At 69.3% G+C, this 17,861-nt stretch carries 12 protein-coding genes; 7 read left to right on the forward strand and 5 right to left on the reverse strand.

The window, feature by feature from the left end; all coding sequences use genetic code 11:
- Positions 1-14: 14 nt before the first annotated feature.
- Both ligA and J2S75_RS14465 read left to right on the forward strand, forming a co-directional pair.
- Positions 15-2,156 (forward strand): NAD-dependent DNA ligase LigA, encoded by a 2,142-nt coding sequence (ligA, locus tag J2S75_RS14460; protein WP_307021308.1) that lies wholly within the window; start codon positions 15-17, stop codon positions 2,154-2,156.
- A gap of 57 nt (positions 2,157-2,213) precedes the next feature.
- The gene (locus J2S75_RS14465) at positions 2,214-2,771 is read left to right on the forward strand and encodes a cysteine hydrolase family protein (RefSeq protein ID WP_307020629.1); all 558 of its coding nucleotides are present in this window, start codon (positions 2,214-2,216) and stop codon (positions 2,769-2,771) included.
- Between the two features lie 91 nt (positions 2,772-2,862).
- Here the strand turns inward: J2S75_RS14465 and J2S75_RS14470 are convergent, their stop codons facing one another.
- The 3 genes from J2S75_RS14470 to J2S75_RS14480 form a co-directional block, all read right to left on the reverse strand.
- A complete protein-coding gene (locus J2S75_RS14470; protein WP_244450564.1) occupies positions 2,863-3,015 on the reverse strand; it encodes a DUF3309 domain-containing protein in 153 nt (50 codons plus the stop codon).
- A gap of 126 nt (positions 3,016-3,141) precedes the next feature.
- Positions 3,142-4,974, reverse strand: a complete 1,833-nt coding sequence (locus tag J2S75_RS14475; protein WP_307020631.1) for an aminopeptidase P family protein — start codon at positions 4,972-4,974, stop codon at positions 3,142-3,144.
- Positions 4,975-5,095: 121 nt separating this feature from the next.
- Positions 5,096-6,400 (reverse strand): aspartate aminotransferase family protein, encoded by a 1,305-nt coding sequence (locus tag J2S75_RS14480; protein ID WP_307020633.1) that lies wholly within the window; start codon positions 6,398-6,400, stop codon positions 5,096-5,098.
- 99 nt (positions 6,401-6,499) lie between these two features.
- Between J2S75_RS14480 and J2S75_RS14485 the strand changes: the two genes are divergently transcribed.
- The 3 genes from J2S75_RS14485 to J2S75_RS14495 all read left to right on the forward strand — a co-directional run bounded on the left by J2S75_RS14485 (position 6,500) and on the right by J2S75_RS14495 (position 10,954).
- The gene (locus J2S75_RS14485; RefSeq protein ID WP_307020635.1) at positions 6,500-7,372 is read left to right on the forward strand and encodes a LysR family transcriptional regulator; all 873 of its coding nucleotides are present in this window, start codon (positions 6,500-6,502) and stop codon (positions 7,370-7,372) included.
- A gap of 93 nt (positions 7,373-7,465) precedes the next feature.
- The gene (locus tag J2S75_RS14490) at positions 7,466-9,928 is read left to right on the forward strand and encodes an ATP-dependent helicase (protein ID WP_370874145.1); all 2,463 of its coding nucleotides are present in this window, start codon (positions 7,466-7,468) and stop codon (positions 9,926-9,928) included.
- An 87-nt stretch (positions 9,929-10,015) separates the two neighbouring features.
- Positions 10,016-10,954 (forward strand): 50S ribosomal protein L11 methyltransferase, encoded by a 939-nt coding sequence (locus J2S75_RS14495; protein WP_307020639.1) that lies wholly within the window; start codon positions 10,016-10,018, stop codon positions 10,952-10,954.
- Between the two features lie 33 nt (positions 10,955-10,987).
- Here J2S75_RS14495 and J2S75_RS14500 read toward each other — a convergent pair whose 3' ends face one another.
- Entirely contained in the window at positions 10,988-11,500 is a 513-nt protein-coding gene (locus tag J2S75_RS14500) for a thioesterase family protein (protein WP_307020643.1), read from the reverse strand.
- A gap of 256 nt (positions 11,501-11,756) precedes the next feature.
- Here J2S75_RS14500 and J2S75_RS14505 point away from each other — a divergent pair, with 256 nt between their 5' ends.
- Together J2S75_RS14505 and J2S75_RS14510 are read left to right on the forward strand one after the other, a co-directional pair.
- Entirely contained in the window at positions 11,757-13,172 is a 1,416-nt protein-coding gene (locus J2S75_RS14505) for an FAD-binding oxidoreductase (protein WP_307020647.1), read from the forward strand.
- A gap of 162 nt (positions 13,173-13,334) precedes the next feature.
- Entirely contained in the window at positions 13,335-16,940 is a 3,606-nt protein-coding gene (locus J2S75_RS14510) for an AsmA family protein (protein WP_307020648.1), read from the forward strand.
- A gap of 7 nt (positions 16,941-16,947) precedes the next feature.
- Here the strand turns inward: J2S75_RS14510 and serB are convergent, their stop codons facing one another.
- On the reverse strand, positions 16,948-17,841 hold the full coding sequence (gene serB / locus J2S75_RS14515; protein ID WP_307020650.1) for a phosphoserine phosphatase SerB: 894 nt from the start codon (positions 17,839-17,841) through the stop codon (positions 16,948-16,950).
- Between the last annotated feature and the right edge of the window lie 20 nt (positions 17,842-17,861).

The following is a 17,861-nucleotide window of genomic DNA, read 5'->3' on the forward strand; positions in this document are numbered from 1 at the left end:
AGGATGTCGCGGCAATGACCGCCGACGAGGCGGCGCGTGCGCACGCAAAGCTTGGCGAGGAGATCGCCGGCCACGACCGGCGCTATTACCAGGACGACGCGCCGACCGTCTCGGATGCGGCTTATGACGCGCTGCGCCGGCGCTATGAGGCGATCGAGGCGCAGTTTCCCGAATTGCGCGGCATGGACAGCCTCTCTGAGAAGGTCGGGGCCGCGCCTTCCGCCAAATTCGCCAAGGTACGCCATGCCGTGCCGATGCTCTCGCTGGGCAATGCCTTCGCCGACGAGGAGGTCGAGGAGTTCGTCGCCCGCGTGCGCCGCTTCCTTGGCCTTGCCACAGACGCGGAGGTGACCTTCACCGCCGAGCCGAAGATCGACGGGCTGTCCTGCTCGCTGCGCTACGAGAACGGCGTGTTCGTGCAGGCGGCGACGCGCGGCGACGGCTTCGAGGGCGAGGATGTCACCGCCAATGTCCGCACCATCGGCGAGATTCCGCAGCGGCTGAAGGGCGCGGATGTGCCGGCCGTGTTCGAGGTGCGCGGCGAGGTCTATATGGGCCACGACGCCTTCGCCGCCATAAATGAGCGCCAGCAGGAGGCCGGCAAGCCGCTTTTCGCCAATCCGCGCAACGCGGCGGCCGGCAGCCTGCGCCAGCTGGACCCGAAAATCACGGCGAGCCGACCGCTGCGCTTCTTCGCCTATGCCTGGGGCGAGGTGAGTGAGGCCGGGCTTCCCGCCGATACGCAGTTCGGCGTCATCGAGGCGTTCAAGCGCTGGGGTTTGCCGACCAACCCGCTCACCGTGCGCTGCCATACGGCGGCGGAGCTGCTGGCGCATTACCGCCTGATCGGCGAGCAGCGGGCCATGCTCGGCTATGACATTGACGGCGTCGTCTACAAGGTCGACAGCCTCGCGCTGCAGGGCCGGCTCGGCTTTGTCTCCCGTTCGCCGCGCTGGGCGCTGGCGCATAAATTCCCGGCGCAGCGAGCGGTCACAAGGCTGGAGCGCATCGAAATCCAGGTCGGGCGCACCGGCGCGCTGACGCCGGTGGCCAAGCTCACGCCGGTGACGGTGGGCGGCGTCGTGGTCTCCAACGCCTCGCTGCACAATGAGGACTACATCAAGGGCCTCGGCGGCAATGGCGAGCCGATCCGTGGGACCCATGAGGGGGAACCCGTGGACATTCGCGAGGGCGACTGGGTGGTGATCCAGCGCGCCGGCGACGTGATTCCCCAAGTGGTGGCGGTCGAAACCGAGCGCCGTCCCGCCGATGCCAGACCCTACGCCTTCCCCACCCTCTGCCCCGCCTGCGGCTCCCATGCCGTGCGCGAGGAGGGCGAGGCGGTGCGCCGCTGCACGGGCGGGCTCATCTGCCCGGCGCAGGCGGTGGAGCGCATCCGCCATTTCGTCTCGCGCGATGCTTTCGACATCGAAGGGCTCGGCGAAAAGCAGGTGCAGGCCTTCTTTGAGGCCGGGCTGGTGAAGCAGCCGGCCGATATCTTCACGCTGGAGGCGCGCGATTCCGCGCCCGGCGCGCTCACCCGGCTGAAGAACCGCGAGGGCTGGGGCGAGACCTCCGCGAAGAACCTGTTCGTCGCCATCGCTTCGCGCCGGCAGGTGCCGGTGAACCGCTTCCTCTATGCGCTCGGCATCCGCCATGTCGGTGAGACCAACGCCAAACGGCTGCTGCGCCATTTCGCGACCGTCGACGCGTTGCGCGAGACGGCGCTGGCGGCGATTCCCCCTGGCGAGGCGCACCCCAAGGGCAATGAGGCCTGGCAGGAAATCACCGGGATCGAGGGTATCGGCGCGGTGGTGGCCGAAGCGGTGGTCGATTTCTTCGGGGAACCGAACAACCAGGCGGCGGTCGCGGCGCTGCTGCGCGAGGTGACGCCCGAGCCCATGGAAGCGGTCGCCAGCGCCGGTGCGGTCAGCGGCAAGACGGTGGTGTTCACGGGCACGCTGGAAAAGATGACCCGCGACGAAGCCAAGGCCATGGCCGAGCGGCTGGGCGCCAAAGTGGCGGGCTCAGTGTCGAAGAAGACCGATTACGTCGTCGCCGGCGCCGATGCCGGCTCGAAGCTTGCCAAGGCCCGGGAGCTGGGCGTGGCGGTGCTCTCGGAGGACGAATGGCTGGCGCTGGCCGGCGCCAATTGACAGGTATGTGGCCCGGGGCCGACCTTGGCGCTCCCTTCATGACCACTGGAGCCTGCCGTGTCCGACACTGCGCTTCTCATCATCGACCTGCAGAACGACTATTTCCCCGGTGGCCGCTTCCCGCTGGAAGGTACCGACGCAGCCGCCGCCAAGGCTGGCGAACTTCTCGCCTTGGCGCGCGAAGCGGGCGTCGGGGTGGTGCATGTGCGTCATGAAATGGCGGGCGAAGACTCGCCGTTCTTCACGCGAGGCACGCCGGGCGCGGAAATCCACGCCAGCCTCGCGCCGCAAGAGGGCGAGCCGGTCGTGGTGAAGGAGGAGGTGAACGCCTTCCTGCGCACCGATCTCGACAGCCTGCTCCGCGGGCAGGGTGTCAACCGCCTGGTGATCGCCGGCGCCATGAGCCATATGTGCGTGGACGCGGCGAGCCGGGCGGCGCTCGATCTTGGCTATGAGGTCACGCTTGCGCATGACGCGACGGCGACGCTGCCGCTGGCGTTCAATGGCACCGAAGTTCCCGCGCCCGCCGTGCAGGCGGCGATGATGGCGGCGCTGGAATTCGCCGGCGCGAAGGTGGTGCCGGCTTCGGAGGCCGCGGCGGTGCTGCGCGGCTGACGGCTCACCCCGTTGCCGCGCCTGTTCCGCCGACACGAAAAAGCCGCCGCGGGGGGAGACGCGGCGGCTTTTCCACTCCGGCGCGCGACGGTCAGAGACGCCCGGTCAGCATCATCACGATCAGGATCACCAGCAGGATGGTGACGAGACCGCTGGGGCCGTAGCCCCAATTGCGGCTGTAGCCCCAGCTCGGCAGGGCTCCAATAAGGATCAGGATAAGAATAACGATAAGAATGGTGGTCATCGTCGAGTCTCCAGCCGTCCCGTTACATTGGTCGCGGGGATAATGCCGGTCATCGACGATGGTTCCATTGAACCATTACCTATTTCGTTGCCGCTTGCAGCCGTTGGAGGCGGGGAAGCGCCGCCGTCAGCGCCCCAGCGGCGCGGTAGCCGCTTCCAGCCAGAGCCGGGTCGGCGCGTCGACCAGCGGGCCGATCTCCGCCTGGACCCGGGCATGATAGGCGTCGAGCCAGGCGATTTCCTCGGCTGTGAGCAAAGCGGGCTCGATCCCGCGCCGGTCGAACGGGGCCAGCGTCAGCGTCTCGAAGGCCAAAAGCGTGCGCTCCGCGCCCGCGATCACCGGCCCGTCGACCACGATCTCGAGATTCTCCAGCCGGATGCCATAGGCGCCCGTCTTGTAGTAGCCGGGCTCGTTGGAGAGCACCATCCCGCGGGCCAGCGGCACCGTGCCGACCTTGGAAAGGCGGGCCGGCCCCTCATGCACCGAGAGATAGGCGCCGACGCCATGGCCGGTGCCGTGGTCGAAATCCAGCCCCGCCGCCCAGAGGTGCTGGCGGGCGAAGCTGTCGAGCTGCGCGCCCGAGGTGCCGAGCGGGAACACCGCACGGGCAATCGCGATGTGCCCCTTCAGTACCCGTGTGAAGCGGTCGCGCATCTCCGCGCTCGCGGTGCCGACGACGAGGGTGCGGGTCACATCGGTGGTGCCGTCCTCATACTGCGCGCCGGAATCGATGAGGAACAGTTCATCCGGGCGGATCGGCCGGTTGGTCGCCTCGCTGACGCGGTAATGCACGATGGCGCCGTTCGGCCCGGCGCCGGAAATGCTGGGGAAGGAAATGTCCTTGAGCACGCCCGTCTCGCGGCGGAAGCGCTCAAGCACACAGACCGCGTCGATTTCGGTCAGACCGCCTTTCGGCGCTTCCGTGTCAAACCAGGCGAGGAAGCGGGCGAGCGCCGCGCCGTCGCGCCGGTGCGCGGACCGCATGCCGTCAAGCTCGGCGGCATTCTTTGCCGCCTGCATCAGCGCGACCGGGCTCACGCCGTTGGAGACTTTCCCGCCAGCGGCCTCGATCCGTGCCGCCAGAAGCGTCGGAGCGGTTGCCTGATCGAGCCGGACGGTGGCGCCGCCAGAGGCGGCCATCTCCACGGCACGTTCCAGCAGCACCGGCTCGGCAATCTCGGCGATGGGCGCGAGGGCATCGCGTACCGCGTTGGAGAGTTTGCGGGCGTCGATGAACAGCGTCGGCCGTCCGCCGCGCGGAATCAGCGCCCAGGATAGCGGTAGCGGTGTGAAGTTCACGTCGCCGCCGCGAATGTTGAAGGTCCAGGCGACGGAATGCGGGTCGGAGATGACCAGCGCATCGAGCTTCTGCTCGCCGAGCGCCTTCTGCACGCGGGCGATCTTGTCGGCGGCGCTTTCGCCGGCCAGCGCCGGATCGCGCAGCGTCACCGGAGCGAGCGGGGGCGCCGGGCGGTCCCGCCACACCGCGTCTACCGGATTGCCGTCCACCGCCACGAGCACCCCGCCGGCAGTGGCGGCCGCGCGGCGCAGCTTCTGCTCGCCGTCTACCGTCGTCAGCCAGGGGTCGTAGCCGAAATGAGCGCCCGCCGGCAGGTGCGTCTCCAGCCAGCGCTCGGGCGTGGTTTCCGCGAGCGGCACGACGGCGAAGGAAGCGGTGTCGACCTGCGCGGCGGCCTGCAGCGTGTAACGGCCATCGACCACGATCGCGGCCTCGTCCCGCAGCACCAGTGCGACGCCGGCCGAGCCGGTGAAGCCGGTCAGCCAGGCGAGGCGCTCGTCGCAGGGCGGGACATATTCGTTCTGGTGCGCGTCGGCGCGGGGAACGAGGAAGCCGTCGAGCCCACGCCGCTCCAGTTCCTCGCGCAGCAGTTTCAGGCGGGCGGTGCCGAGCGCAGGAGCGGCGGAATCGGCGAAGGTCTGGAACTTGGCGTCGAACATGATGGGCCTTGGTGCTGCACGGGCGGAATCTGATCGATCAGACCATGCCCGGCCAGGCGATACCAGCGCCCTGTGCCGCCCGGATCGCTTCGTAGCGGTCCGGGCGGGCGCGACGGGCCTCTCAGCCTGTGGCGGCGGTGATGGAGTCGGAGATGATCTCCAGCCCCAGATCGATCTCCGCCTCGCTCACCGTCAGCGCCGGGGCGATGCGGAACACGCCGCCCATACCCGGCAGCTTGACGATGTTCATGCTCAGCCCGCGCGTCATCGCCTCGTCCATGACGCGCGCGCCGAGCTCGAAACCCGGCTCCTTGGTGCCCCGGTCGAGCACGATTTCCAGCCCCAGCAGCAGGCCGCGCCCGCGCACATCGCCAACGCAGTCATGGCGCTGCTGCAGCGCCAGCAGCCCGTCCTTCAGTCTCTGACCGCGCGTGATCGCCTGTTCCACCAGCCCGTCGCGCTCGACCACGTCGAGCACGGTGACGCCGACAGCGGCCGGCAGCGGATCGGAGACATGGGTAGTGTAGAACAGATAGCCCTTCTCATGCGCCTTCTGCTCGATCTCGGCCGTCGTCATGACCGCGGCGAGCGGCAGGCCGGCGCCGAGCGTCTTGGAAAGTGTCATGATGTCGGGCGTCACGCCGTCGCGCTGGAAGGCGAACATGTGGCCGGTGCGGGCGATGCCGGTCTGCGCCTCGTCGAGGATGAGCAGCATGCCGCGCTCTTCGCATTTCTGCTTCAGCGCCTTGAGATAACCGGGCGGCAGTTCGAGGATGCCGCCGCTGGACAGGATCGGTTCGGCGATGAAGGCGGCGAGCGCTCCGGTGGACTGGCGGTCGATCAGCGCGAAGGCGTCGTCGAGTTCTGTCTGCCAGTCATTCGTCCCATCGGCATGGGCGAAGCGCGGGCGGTAGGAGTTCGGCGCGGGAATGACGAAGGAGCCGGGCGTCACCGGTCCATAGCCCCGGCGGCCGGCGCTGTAGGTGGCGGCGGCCGCCGCGCCGGTCATGCCATGCCAGCTCTGCGCGAAAGCGACGACCTCGTGGCCGCCGGTGACGAGCTTGGCCATGCGAATGGCAGCTTCGTTCGATTCCGCCCCGGTCGAGAGCAGTTGGACCCGCTCCAGCCCCGGCGCCAGCGCGGCGAGGCGGGAGGCGAGTTCCACCACCGGGCGGGACAGCATGCCGGAAAACAGATGCGCGACGCGGCCCATCTGCCGCTCGACGGTGGCGACGATGTCGGGGTGGGTGTGGCCCAGCACCGCGCTCATCTGCCCGGAGGTGAAGTCGAGAATCCCGCGCCCGTCGGCGTCATAGACGAAGCTGCCTTCGGCGCGCTCGACGATGATGGATTCGAAGCTCGGCCCGTAGCGGGTGAGATGCGTGGTGGCGGCGGCCCAGAAGGCGGGATCGGCATTCAGCGACATGGCTCATCCCCGTATGGCGGTGGATAAGGCTAGCGGTGACGGCCCGTCTCAGACAAACTGATATTGTTTCATTCCGATATCGATGAAATTGATAGCTGAATGGCCGCCATTCCCGATATCGACCTCGCTTTGCTGCGCAGCTTCACCGTTGTGGCGCGCGCCGGCTCGATCAGCGGCGCCTGCCTGCAGATCGGCCGCACCCAGTCGGCGCTCAGCATGCAGATGCACCGGCTGGAAAGCGCGCTCGGCCAACCCCTGCTGCACCGAAGCGGCTCCGGCGTGCGCCTCACCACGGCAGGCGAGAAGCTGCTGGTGCATGCCGACGCCCTGCTCGCGCGCCACGACGAAATCCTCGCCGATATGGTGGGCACCGGCCTGCGCGGCTCGGTCAGCTTCGGCTGCCCGGAAGACTATTCCGCCGCCTTCCTCCCGGAGCTTCTGCGCGGCTTCTGCGCGCTCCATCCCGATGTCGAGCTGCGCATGGTCTGTGCGCCGACGCTGGAACTGCGTCCATTGCTGCACCGGCGGCAGATCGAGCTGGCCCTCGTTTCGGTGCCGGACCCCGCCGGCGGCGAGGTGATCCGGCCGGAGGAGTTTGTCTGGGTGGCGCATGATCCCGTGCCCGCCGTGCTCGCGCAGGCCACCCTGCCGCTGGCGCTCTCCGCACCGCTAACGCTCGACTACCGCGCCGCCTGCACGGCGATGGAGCAGGTGGGGCGGCGCTACCGGGTGGCCTTCGCCAGCAACAGCCTTGCCGGCCTGATCGCCATCGCCCGCTCCGGCCATGCGATTGCGGTGCTCACCCGCATGGCGGTGCCGCCGGACCTGCATATCGTCACGCAGGGCATGCCGGCGCTGCCCAGCATCGGCATCGCGCTGGAATATGCCGATCCGCGCCCATCGCTGGCGGCGCGGGCGCTGGGGGCCCATATCGGTGCCGAACTGCCCGCGCTGGGCTATCGCGCCAGCTGAAAACGCCGCCAATGTGCGCCGCCCTCGCCAAACGGGCATGCCGGTGCCATTTTGTTCCGCCAAGAATCAATCATCATGACTGTGAGCAGGCCGTTGGCCGACCCCCGAAACATCCCGGACGGTGCCCCCTCCGATTTCCCCTTCGACCTGCCGGCGGCCTCTCCGCGACCCGGCGGCATTGCCGCGCGCGCGGCGGCGCTGGCGCGTCCCGACGGGGCCGGGCACGCCCGCGGCGTCTATCTCGACGGCCTCAACCCCGAGCAGCGGGCGGCGGTGGAGGCGACCGACGGCCCCGTGCTGGTGCTCGCCGGCGCCGGCACCGGCAAGACACGGGTGCTCACCACCCGCATCGCCCATATCCTCTCGCTCGGCCTTGCGTGGCCCTCGCAGATCCTCGCCGTGACCTTCACCAACAAGGCGGCGCGGGAGATGAAGGAGCGCATCGGCGCCATGGTCGGGGAGGAGGTGGAAGGCATGCCCTGGCTCGGCACCTTCCACTCCATCGGCGTGCGGATGCTGCGTCGGCATTCGGAGCTGGTGGGGCTGAAATCCGGCTTTACCATTCTCGATACGGACGACCAGATAAGGCTGCTGAAGCAGTTGCTGCAGGCCGAGGGCATCGACGAGAAGCGCTGGCCGGCGCGGCTGCTGGCCAACATCATCGACGGCTGGAAGAATCGCGGCCTCGGCCCGCAGCAGGTGCCGGCGGGCGAGGGCTCCGCTTTCGCCAATGGGCGCGGCGGCGCCTTCTACGCCGCCTATCAGGCGCGGCTGAAGGCGCTCAACGCCGTCGATTTCGGTGACCTGCTGCTGGAGAGCATCCGCCTGCTGCGCGAGAATCCGGACGTGCTGGCGGAGTATCACCGCCGCTTCCGCTACATTCTCGTCGACGAGTATCAGGACACCAACGTCGCGCAGTATCTCTGGCTGCGCCTGCTGGCGGCCGGCTCCCGCAATGTGTGCTGCGTCGGCGACGACGACCAGTCGATCTATGGCTGGCGCGGGGCGGAGGTCGATAACATCCTGCGGTTTGAAACCGATTTCCCCGGCGCCACCGTGGTGCGGCTTGAACGCAACTACCGCTCCACCGGCCATATCCTCGGCGCGGCGGCCCACCTCATCGCCCATAATGCGGGCCGGCTCGGCAAGACGTTGTTCTCGGAAGGTGAGAGCGGCGAGAAGGTGACGGTGACGGGTGCCTGGGACAGCCAGGAGGAAGCCCGCGCCATCGGCGAGGAGATCGAACAGCTCCAGCGCCAGGGCCATGCGCTGACTCAGATCGCCATTCTGGTGCGCGCCTCGTTCCAGATGCGCGAGTTTGAAGAACGCTTCGTCACGCTGGGGCTGAACTACCGTGTCATCGGCGGCCCGCGCTTCTATGAGCGGGCGGAAATCCGCGATGCGCTGGCCTATCTGCGCGTTATCGCCTCGCCGTCCGACGATCTCGCTTTCGAGCGCATCGTCAATGTGCCCAAGCGCGGTCTGGGCGATGCGGCGCTGCGGCAGATCCATGATCACGCCCGTGCCGCGCAGATTCCGCTGATCGAGGCGGCGCGCGAGCTGGTGGCGAGTGAGGAGCTGAAGCCGAAAGTGCGGCTCACCCTGCGTGACCTCGTCGCTTCTTTCGACCGTTGGCGGGGCCAGATGACCAGCCTGCCGCAGAATGAACTGGCCGAAATCGTGCTGGACGAATCCGGCTACACCGAGATGTGGCAGAAGGACCGCTCCGCCGACGCGCAGGGCCGGCTCGACAACCTGAAGGAACTCGTGCGCTCGATGGAGCAGTTCGAGAACCTCATCGGCTTCCTCGAGCACATTTCCCTCGTCATGGATGTCGAGGGCGCCGCCGGCGGCGATGCCGTCAATATCATGACGCTGCATTCGGCCAAGGGGCTGGAATTCGACACGGTGTTCCTCCCCGGATGGGAAGAGGGCGTGTTTCCCAACCAGCGCGCGCTGGACGAGCAGGGCCGGGCCGGGCTGGAGGAAGAGCGCCGCCTCGCCTATGTCGGCCTCACCCGTGCCCGGCGCCGCGCCAAGGTGTTCTTTGCCTCCAACCGGCGCATTCACGGCATGTGGCAGTCGGCGGTGCCGAGCCGCTTCCTCGACGAATTGTCGGAGAAGGACGTGGAGGTGACGGAGTCGCGCGGCGGGCAGGGCTGGGGCGGCGGCCAGTCGGGTCGCTATGGCTATGGCCCAAGCCGGTTCGACGAGGCGCAGACCTTCGGTTCCTCCTATTCGACGCCCGGCTGGCAGCGGGCGCAGAACGCCGCGCGCAGCAATAGCGGCGGCGGCGGCTTCTCCGGCGGCAGCTTCAGCGACAATCGGCCCTCACGCTTCGCCGCCAGCGAGAAGGCGCGCGGCGGCCGGGTGATCGAGGGTGAACTCATCGCCAAGTCGACCGGCCCGGCCTCCCGCTTTGCCATTGGCGACCGTGTGTTCCACCAGAAGTTCGGCTATGGCGAGGTCGCCTCGGTGGAAGGCAACAAGCTCACCGTGCAGTTCGACAAGGCTGGCGAAAAGAAGGTGGTGGACAGCTTCGTCGACGCCGCGTGAGCGGTGGAGGCGCTCCCGCGCTGGCGTTCGGGCGCTTCCTCGCTTACAGACGCGCACCATGGATGCGCTCGCGAGGTGAGGACCGATATGCTCGAAGGATTGCCGCCCAATGGCGCCTCGCACGTGATGCGGGTGGATGCGCCCGAGCATGAGGCGCGCGCCATTGCCGAATATCTCGGCGAGAGCTTCGACCCGGCGGAGGTGGCCGCGGCCGCTTTTGAGGTGGAAGACCGCGCCGAGGGCTCGGGCTGGGCGGTCGAAGTCTATTTCGGCGATCCGCCGGACGAGGAGATGGTGCGCGAACTCATCGCGCTCGTCTCGCCTGAAGCCGCAGCCGCCGCGACCTTCTCGCTGCTCGACAAGAAGGACTGGGTGGCCGCCTCGCTCGAAGGGCTTGCCCCCGTGGCCATTGGGCGCTTTGTCGTTCACGGCTCGCATGATCGCGGGCGGCTGGCGGCGAACCGCATCGCCATAGAAATCGAGGCGGCGCTCGCCTTCGGTACCGGCCATCACGGCACCACCAAGGGCTGCCTTGCCGCCATCGATGCCTTCGGCAAGCAGCGCCGGCCCGCCCGCACGCTCGATGTCGGCACCGGCACCGGCGTGCTGGCCATGGCGGCGGCGCGGCTGTTCCACGCCCCGGTGCTTGCCAGCGACATCGACAAGGTGGCGGTGACCACGGCGCGGGCCAATGCCGTGGCGAACCGCGCCGCGCCGCATATCCAGTTCGTGCATGCGCCGGGACTGGGGGCGGGAGAATTTCGCCGCCACGGCCCCTATGACCTGATCCTCGCCAATATCCTTCTTGCGCCACTCAAGGGCATCGCCCGGCCGCTAAGCCGGCTTCTGGCGCCGGGCGGCACGGTGGTACTGTCGGGCTTGCTGCCTTCGCACGCCAATGCGGCGCTGGCCGCCTATCGCGCCCAGGGATTGCGGCTCAAGCGCCGCCGCACCATCGAGGGCTGGACGACGCTGGAATTGACCGCTGATCGCGGGCGCAACACCACGCCCGCCTCGCGGGGGTGAACTCCCCGAGGGCGTGTGGGCCCTGCGCGCTGGTCAGCTCAGCCGGATCGGCATGTTGACCGGCCGGCCCAGTTCTTCCGGCATGGGCAGCGCTCCATGAGCCGCCTTCATCAGCGCCAGCCGCTCCAGCACCTCGTCGGGAAAGGGCACCACACGTCGGGTGCCGGCTTCCACATGCTGGGCGATCTGCTCATAGGTCGCGGCGATCCAGCCCTCGCGGGCGTGGTGCAACTCCTGGAACAGATGCATGCGCTTGTCGTCATAATTGATGAGGCGGAGCGTCGCCCGCACTTCCTGCCCGGCCCGAAGCTCACGCTGGAAGCGCTGATGCGCCTCCATTGTGACGAAGGATGCCCGCCGGCTTTCCACCATGTGCGGGCCAAGCCCGACAAGAAACACCGCTTCATCGACCGCGCGATCGAAAAGCAGGCTGTAGAAGGCTGCGTGTAAATGCCCGTTGTGATCGGCCCAACCCGCGTCAACCGTCATCACGGACGACACGAAGGGCGCGAAGAACACGGGTTCGAAATCGATCCCGTCCAGCATGACACTATCCCGACCGTTATGAGCGCGAGGTAGCGCGCTGCCTTATTGACAAGCATTGTGCCGACTTTCCATGCAGTCGTCACCTGCCGTGATGGCGTTTGAATGACCGAATTCTTGCGATGGCGGGGTTTCGTCGTGCTTTTTGCGCGGCAGCAGGCCTCCGCCGGGAGTCGCGGGGGGCCGGCATAAGGTATATGCCGTTGAGACGACCGGCTCCGGCCGGGTGCAGGGCCGAGACGAACGTCGGGAGGGTGGCATGGAAACCAGTGTCGAGGAGCGTCCTGTGGCGCCTGCGGGTGGTGCGGGGGTGCAGCAGGTCATCGCCGCTCTCTCCGCCCATTTCGGCGAGCGGCTCGCCACCGGTCGGGCCATTCGCGAGCAGCACGCCAACACCGTCACCTGGCTCGCCAATGAGGCGCCGGACGCGGTGGTGTTCGTCGAGAGCACCGAGGAGGTGCAGAGGGTCGTGCGCGCCTGCGCGCAGCACCGCGTGCCGGTGATCGCCTTCGGCACCGGCTCCTCGCTGGAGGGCCAGATCAACGCGCCGAAAGGCGGCATTTCCATCGACCTGTCGCGGATGAACCGTGTGCTGTCCGTGCATCCCGAGGATCTCGACTGCGTGGTCGAGCCGGGGGTGACGCGCAAGCAACTGAACGAGCATCTGCGCGATGCCGGCCTGTTCTTCCCCATCGATCCCGGCGCCGATGCCTCGCTTGGCGGCATGGCGTCGACCCGCGCTTCCGGCACAAACGCCGTGCGCTACGGCACGATGAAGGACAATGTCATCGCGCTCACCGCCGTGCTGGCCAATGGCGAGGTGATCACCACCGCGCGGCGGGCGAAGAAGTCCTCGGCCGGCTATGATCTCACGCGCCTGTTCGTCGGCGCCGAGGGCACGCTGGGCATCATCACCAGCCTGACGCTGCGGCTCGCCGGCATTCCCGAGGCGATCTCCGGCGGAGTCTGCGCCTTCCCGACCGTCCGCGCCGCCTGCGACGCGGTCATTCTTACCATCCAGACGGGCCTCCCCATCGCGCGCATCGAACTGCTCGACGAAGTGCAGGTGAGGGCCTGCAATGCCTATTCGAAGCTCGATCTTGCCGAGCAGCCCACGCTGTTCGTCGAGTTCCACGGCACGGAGGCGAGCGTTCACGAGCAAAGTGAGAGGTTTAGCGAGATCGCCGCCGAGTATGGTGGGGGCGGTTTCCGCTGGGCGACGCGACCGGAGGACCGCACGCGCCTGTGGCAGGCGCGGCACGACGCTTATTGGGCCTGCCTGCCCCTAAAGCCCGGCGCAAAAGCTCTCGCCACCGATGTCTGCGTCCCCCTTTCCCGTCTTGCCGACTGCGTCGATGAGACCAAGCGGGACATTGAGGAAATGGGAATGCTGGCGCCGATCGTCGGCCATGTCGGAGACGGCAATTTCCACACCGTCACGCTGGTGGACATGAGCGACCCGCACGATGTCGCCAAGGCAAAGGACTTCATTGCCCGCATGATCAAGCGCTCGCTGGCCATGGGCGGCACCGCCACGGGCGAGCACGGTGTCGGGCAGGGCAAGCGCGCCTATATGGAGGCCGAGCACGGGAGCGCCACATTGGACGCGATGCGGGCGATCAAGCAGGCGCTGGATCCGCACGACATCATGAATCCGGGCAAGATCCTGCCCTGAGCCGGGGCTCCCGGGCGGCGCCGTGGCCCGTCCGCGGTTGTCTGCCTCAATTCGCGCCTTGCGCATACTGCTAAGAACGCGAAAATTATCAACCATCTAGCGTAGAGTGGTCGGGCATCCGCCAGCGGGCGGGACGCCGGGGCCGAAAGGCCGGAGGAACGTGTGCAGAACCTGCTGTTGACGATTGCGGGCGCGATCATACTGGCCGTCGCGGCGGCCTTCGCGGCGCCGTTCGTCGTCGACTGGTCGCAATGGCGCTCGGTGTTCGAGGCGCAGGCGGCCCGCACGCTGGGGGCACCGGTCATCATCCGCGGGCCGATCGACGCGCAGATTCTCCCCACGCCGCGTGTCATCTTGCGCGACGTTTCCATAGGCCTTGATGGCGGCGGAACCTCGCTCTCGGCGGCGGAACTGTCGGGCCGGCTTAATCTTGGCGCGTTGATGCGCGGCGATGTGGTGGCCGATCAGGTCACGCTTCTGCGTCCGCGCGCCCGCTTAGTGATTGATAATTCAGGAAAAATTTCGCTGCCGACCGGTGCCGCCCGGCCGGCGGGGTTCAGCGTGGCCCAACTCTCCGTTCTGGATGGCAGCTTCGAGCTACTGGACCGCGCCAATCAGCGCGCCTTCAAGCTCGACGATGTGGACCTCACCGGCGACATCGGCGGTTCGATGGGACCGATTAAACTGGACGGTGAGGCCGATGCGGCCGGTCTGCGCCGGCGGGTGCGGCTGAATGTGTCGGCCTTCGCCGCCGACGGCACCGCCAAGTTGCGGCTCGGCGCGCAGAATGTCGGCTCGCCGCTCAGCGTCGATGCGGACGGGGTGCTGAACCTTGCCGGTGGCGCGCCGAGCTTTCGCGGCCGGGCGGCGCTGGTGCGCACCGCCGCCCCCGCCGCCGGTCCCACGGGCGACCCGCTCAAGGCCTGGAGCCTGGCGGCCAAGGTGGACGCGACGCCGCAGACCGTCGCCGCCACCGATCTTAGCCTGACGCTCGACGCGGCCGAGCGGCCTGTGGCGCTGTCGGGCTCCGCCCGCCTCGTCGCGGCCGGTCCCGGCGTCCCGGAATCGCGGCTCGATCTCACCCTCGCCGCCCGCCAGCTCGATCTTGCCGCGCTGACCGGCGGCGCGACGCCGCTGGCGGCGACCGACGCACTGGCGCGGCTTCTGGCGCCGCTCGCCGATCTCGCTATGGTCGGCTCGCTTGATCTCTCCAGCGACACGGTGCTGCTCGCCGGGGCGGCGGCGCGTGAGGTGAAGGCCGGGCTCGACTGGTCGCCCGGCGGCTGGCGCGCCCGCACGCTGGAGGCGCGGCTGCCCGGTGGGGCGCGGATCGCGCTGTCCGGCACCCTGCCGCGTGTGGCGGGTACCGGCGATCCCAATGCGGCGCTGTTCGGCGGCACGGGTGTGCTGGAGGCGCAGGACCTGCCGGGCTTCGTCGCCTGGGTGCTGCCGCAGGCCAGCGGGCTGGTGGCGAGCCTGCCGGCCGGCGCGGCGCGGCTTGCCGGCGATCTCAGCGTCAGTGCCGGCGGCTTCGCCCTCGACAAACTGGAGCTTGCCGCCGGCGAGAGCCGCTTTGCCGGCACCGCCGCCTATACGCTGCCGGTGGCACAGGGGCGCGGGCGGATCGACGCGGTGCTGACCACCTCGGATGTCGATGTCGATGCGCTGTTGCCGCCGATGCAGAAGCTGGTGGCGCTCGGCCTCGGGACGACCGATCTCAATCTCAGCGTCGGCGGCCGGCAGGTGCGCCTCGCCGGCGGCAGCGCCCGCAGCCTCGATCTCATCCTCAAGGGCACGTCGGAGGGGCTGGGTATCGAGCGCCTGGCGCTGGAGGATTTCGCCGGGCTCGATCTGACCGGTAGCGGGCGCCTCGCCGCTCTGGGCGGCGACAGCGCCGGGACGGCGCGCTTCACCGCCAAGCTCACCGGCCGGCGGGCCGAGGGTCTGCCGGGCCTTGCCGGGGCGTTCGGCCTCACCCGCATCGAACCCTTCCTTTCCGCCGCGCAAGCGAGCCTCGCGCCTGTCGACCTCACCCTGACGCTGGTGTCGCAGGATGGGCGCACCACGGTGGACGCGGGCGGCCGGCTTGGCGGTCTTTCCGGCACCGGAAGGCTCGGCTTTGCCGCCGAGGGCAGCCTGAGCGGACAAATGGCGCTCGATGCGCGCGACGGCAGCGCGGTGCTCACCAGTGCCGGCGTGCCGGGTCTGCGGCCCCATCTCGGCCCGGCGCGACTTGTCCTCGATCTCGACCAGCGCGTCGCCGCAACGCTCGAATTTGCCGGCGCGCGGCTGCGGGCGGAAGGCAAGGCGACGCTCGACGCCGCCGGGCGGCTGGAACCCGACCTCGCCCTGACGCTGGACGCTGCCGATCTCACCCCCCTGCTGCCGCAGAACGCCATGCCGGCCACCGGCACCGTGCCGGCCCGCTTCACCGGCACGCTCACCCGCGCGGGTGAGGAATGGCGGATCGGCGCACTGGCCGGGACGCTGGGCGCGCAGCGGCTCGATGGCACTCTGGCCTATACGTCGGGTCAGCCGCTGCGGGCGACGCTCAACCTGCCGCAATGGAGCCTCGCGCCGGCGCTCGCGCTTGTCGCCGGCGCTTCCGATGGCGGCGCGGCGGGAGGTTGGTCACGCGCGGCCTTCGGCCCGGCCGCCGCGACGCCCGCCGCCGATCTGGCGCTGAATGTCGGACGTTTCGACCTCCCCGGCGGCCTCATACTGGGCGAGGCGAAGGTGGCGGCGCGGCTGAGCGAGGGGCGCCTCGCGGTGGAGAGCGCGAATGGCACGCTCGCCGGCGGAAATTTCGCCGGCAAGTTCAACCTCGCCCGCACCGGCCAGACGGTGCAGTTCGACGGACGGCTTGCCCTGACCAACGCCGACAGCGCCGCGCTGTTCGCTGCCCTCGGAGTGACGCAGCCGAAGCTGCGCGGCCGCGTGAGCACCACGCTCGACCTCACCGGGCGCGGCACCTCGCCCTTCGCGCTGGCCAGCCAACTGCAGGGGCAGGGCAGCGTCGCGGTCGAGGGGCTGGAAATCGACCAGAGCGACCCGAAGGCGCTGCAATATGTGATGCTGGCGACCGAACGCGGCCCGCCGCCGGACCAGCAGCGCCTGGCTCAGCTGCTCAGCGACGGGCTGGCGCGGGCGCCGCTGAAGCTGGCGCGGGTGGAAAGCGCGGTCAGCGTGGTGGATGGCGTCGCCCGCACCAGTGCCGCCCGGCTCGCGGTGGGCGAACAGCGCTTCGGCCTGAGCGGGGCGCTGGACATTCCCGCCCTGAGCTTCGAGGCGACGCTGGAAATGCAGGATGTCGCCAGCGCCGGCCTGCCGGCTGCGCCGGCGGCGGCGGTGCAGTGGCGCGGCCCGCTGACCGCGCCGGAGCGCCGTTTCGACCTCACCGCGCTCAGCACCGCCATCAATATGCGGGCGCTGGAGCGGGAGACAAGGCGGCTGGAAGCGGAATATGGCCGCACGCCGCTGACCGATGGCGGGCAGGCGACCGACGCGCCGCCGGTGCGCCGCCCCACGCCGCAGGCCGCGCCGCGTGCCGGCGGCGCCGCCGTGGCCCCGCGGGTGACGCCGCAGCCGGCCGTGCCGCGCGCGCCTGCCAGCGCCGCCCGGCCGGCGGCGCCGCAATCCTATTACGGCCAGTACACCGCACCCGGGCCGAGCGCGCCGGGCAGCGCCGCGCCGCCGCTGGCCCCGCCGGTGGACATTCCCAACGACCCGCTGCGCAACCCGATCATCCTGCCGCCGCTGGCGCCGTGAGCGCGGCTCAGGCGGCGATGAATTCGTCGGCCGCATAGCCCTGGAGATAGAGCAGGGCGGTGAGGTCGCCATGATCGATCCGCACCTGCGCCGCCGCGGCGACGGCGGGCTTGGCGTGGTAGGCGACGCCGAGGCCCGCTTCGCCGATCATGGCGAGATCGTTCGCCCCGTCGCCCACGGCGAGCGTGTCGCCATGGCCAAGGCCGAGGGCCGCGCGCAGTTCCACCAGCGCGGCGAGCTTGGCCTCGCGGCCGAGGATGGGTTCCTCGACCAGCCCGGCGAAGGCCTCGCCATCGGCCACCAGCACATTGGCGCGGTGGGCGTCGAAACCGATCATCTCCGCTACGCGCTCGGTAAAGAGGGTGAAGCCGCCGGAAACCAGCAGCGTGTGGGTGCCCTGCGCCTTCATGGTGCGCACCAGAGTGGTGCCGCCCGGGGTGAGGCGGATGCGCGCGGCGATGACCTCATCGACGACGGCGAGCGGCAGGCCCTTGAGCAGCGCCACGCGCTCGCGCAGCGCCGGCTCGAAGGCGATTTCGCCGCGCATGGCGCGCTCGGTGATGGCGGAAACATGCGCCTTCATCCCGGCATAGTCGGCGAGCTCATCGATGCATTCCTGCCCGATCATGGTGGAATCCATATCAGCGAGGAATAGCCGCTTGCGCCGGCCTTCCGCCGGCAGCAGCGCCACATCGACCGGGGCGCCGTCCAGCGCCGCGCGCAGGGCCGCCAGGTCCGCCCCGTCGGCGCAGGCGATTTCCGCCGCGATGCCGGGGTTGAGCCAGCGTGCCGGGCCGGGCGAGGGGAGGGCGGTGCGGGCGCTGGCGAGCAGCGCCTCATCCACCGCCGGGGCCGCGGGAGAAGAGATGAAAACGGCGACGAGCGTCAGGGAGTGCGACATGGCAGCAACTGGGACCTTGC

Source organism: Ancylobacter polymorphus (assembly GCF_030813495.1).
GTDB classification, from domain to species: domain Bacteria; phylum Pseudomonadota; class Alphaproteobacteria; order Rhizobiales; family Xanthobacteraceae; genus Ancylobacter; species Ancylobacter polymorphus.

Coding starts and splice junctions, on each gene's coding strand:
- ligA (WP_307021308.1), top strand. CDS start 15: ATGACCGCCGACGAGGCGGCGCGTGCGCACGCAAAGCTTGGCGAGGAG.
- J2S75_RS14470 (WP_244450564.1), bottom strand. CDS start 3,015: ATGACCACCATTCTTATCGTTATTCTTATCCTGATCCTTATTGGAGCC.
- J2S75_RS14475 (WP_307020631.1), bottom strand. CDS start 4,974: ATGTTCGACGCCAAGTTCCAGACCTTCGCCGATTCCGCCGCTCCTGCG.
- J2S75_RS14480 (WP_307020633.1), bottom strand. CDS start 6,400: ATGTCGCTGAATGCCGATCCCGCCTTCTGGGCCGCCGCCACCACGCAT.
- J2S75_RS14485 (WP_307020635.1), top strand. CDS start 6,500: ATGGCCGCCATTCCCGATATCGACCTCGCTTTGCTGCGCAGCTTCACC.
- J2S75_RS14495 (WP_307020639.1), top strand. CDS start 10,016: ATGCTCGAAGGATTGCCGCCCAATGGCGCCTCGCACGTGATGCGGGTG.
- J2S75_RS14500 (WP_307020643.1), bottom strand. CDS start 11,500: ATGCTGGACGGGATCGATTTCGAACCCGTGTTCTTCGCGCCCTTCGTG.
- J2S75_RS14505 (WP_307020647.1), top strand. CDS start 11,757: ATGGAAACCAGTGTCGAGGAGCGTCCTGTGGCGCCTGCGGGTGGTGCG.
- serB (WP_307020650.1), bottom strand. CDS start 17,841: ATGTCGCACTCCCTGACGCTCGTCGCCGTTTTCATCTCTTCTCCCGCG.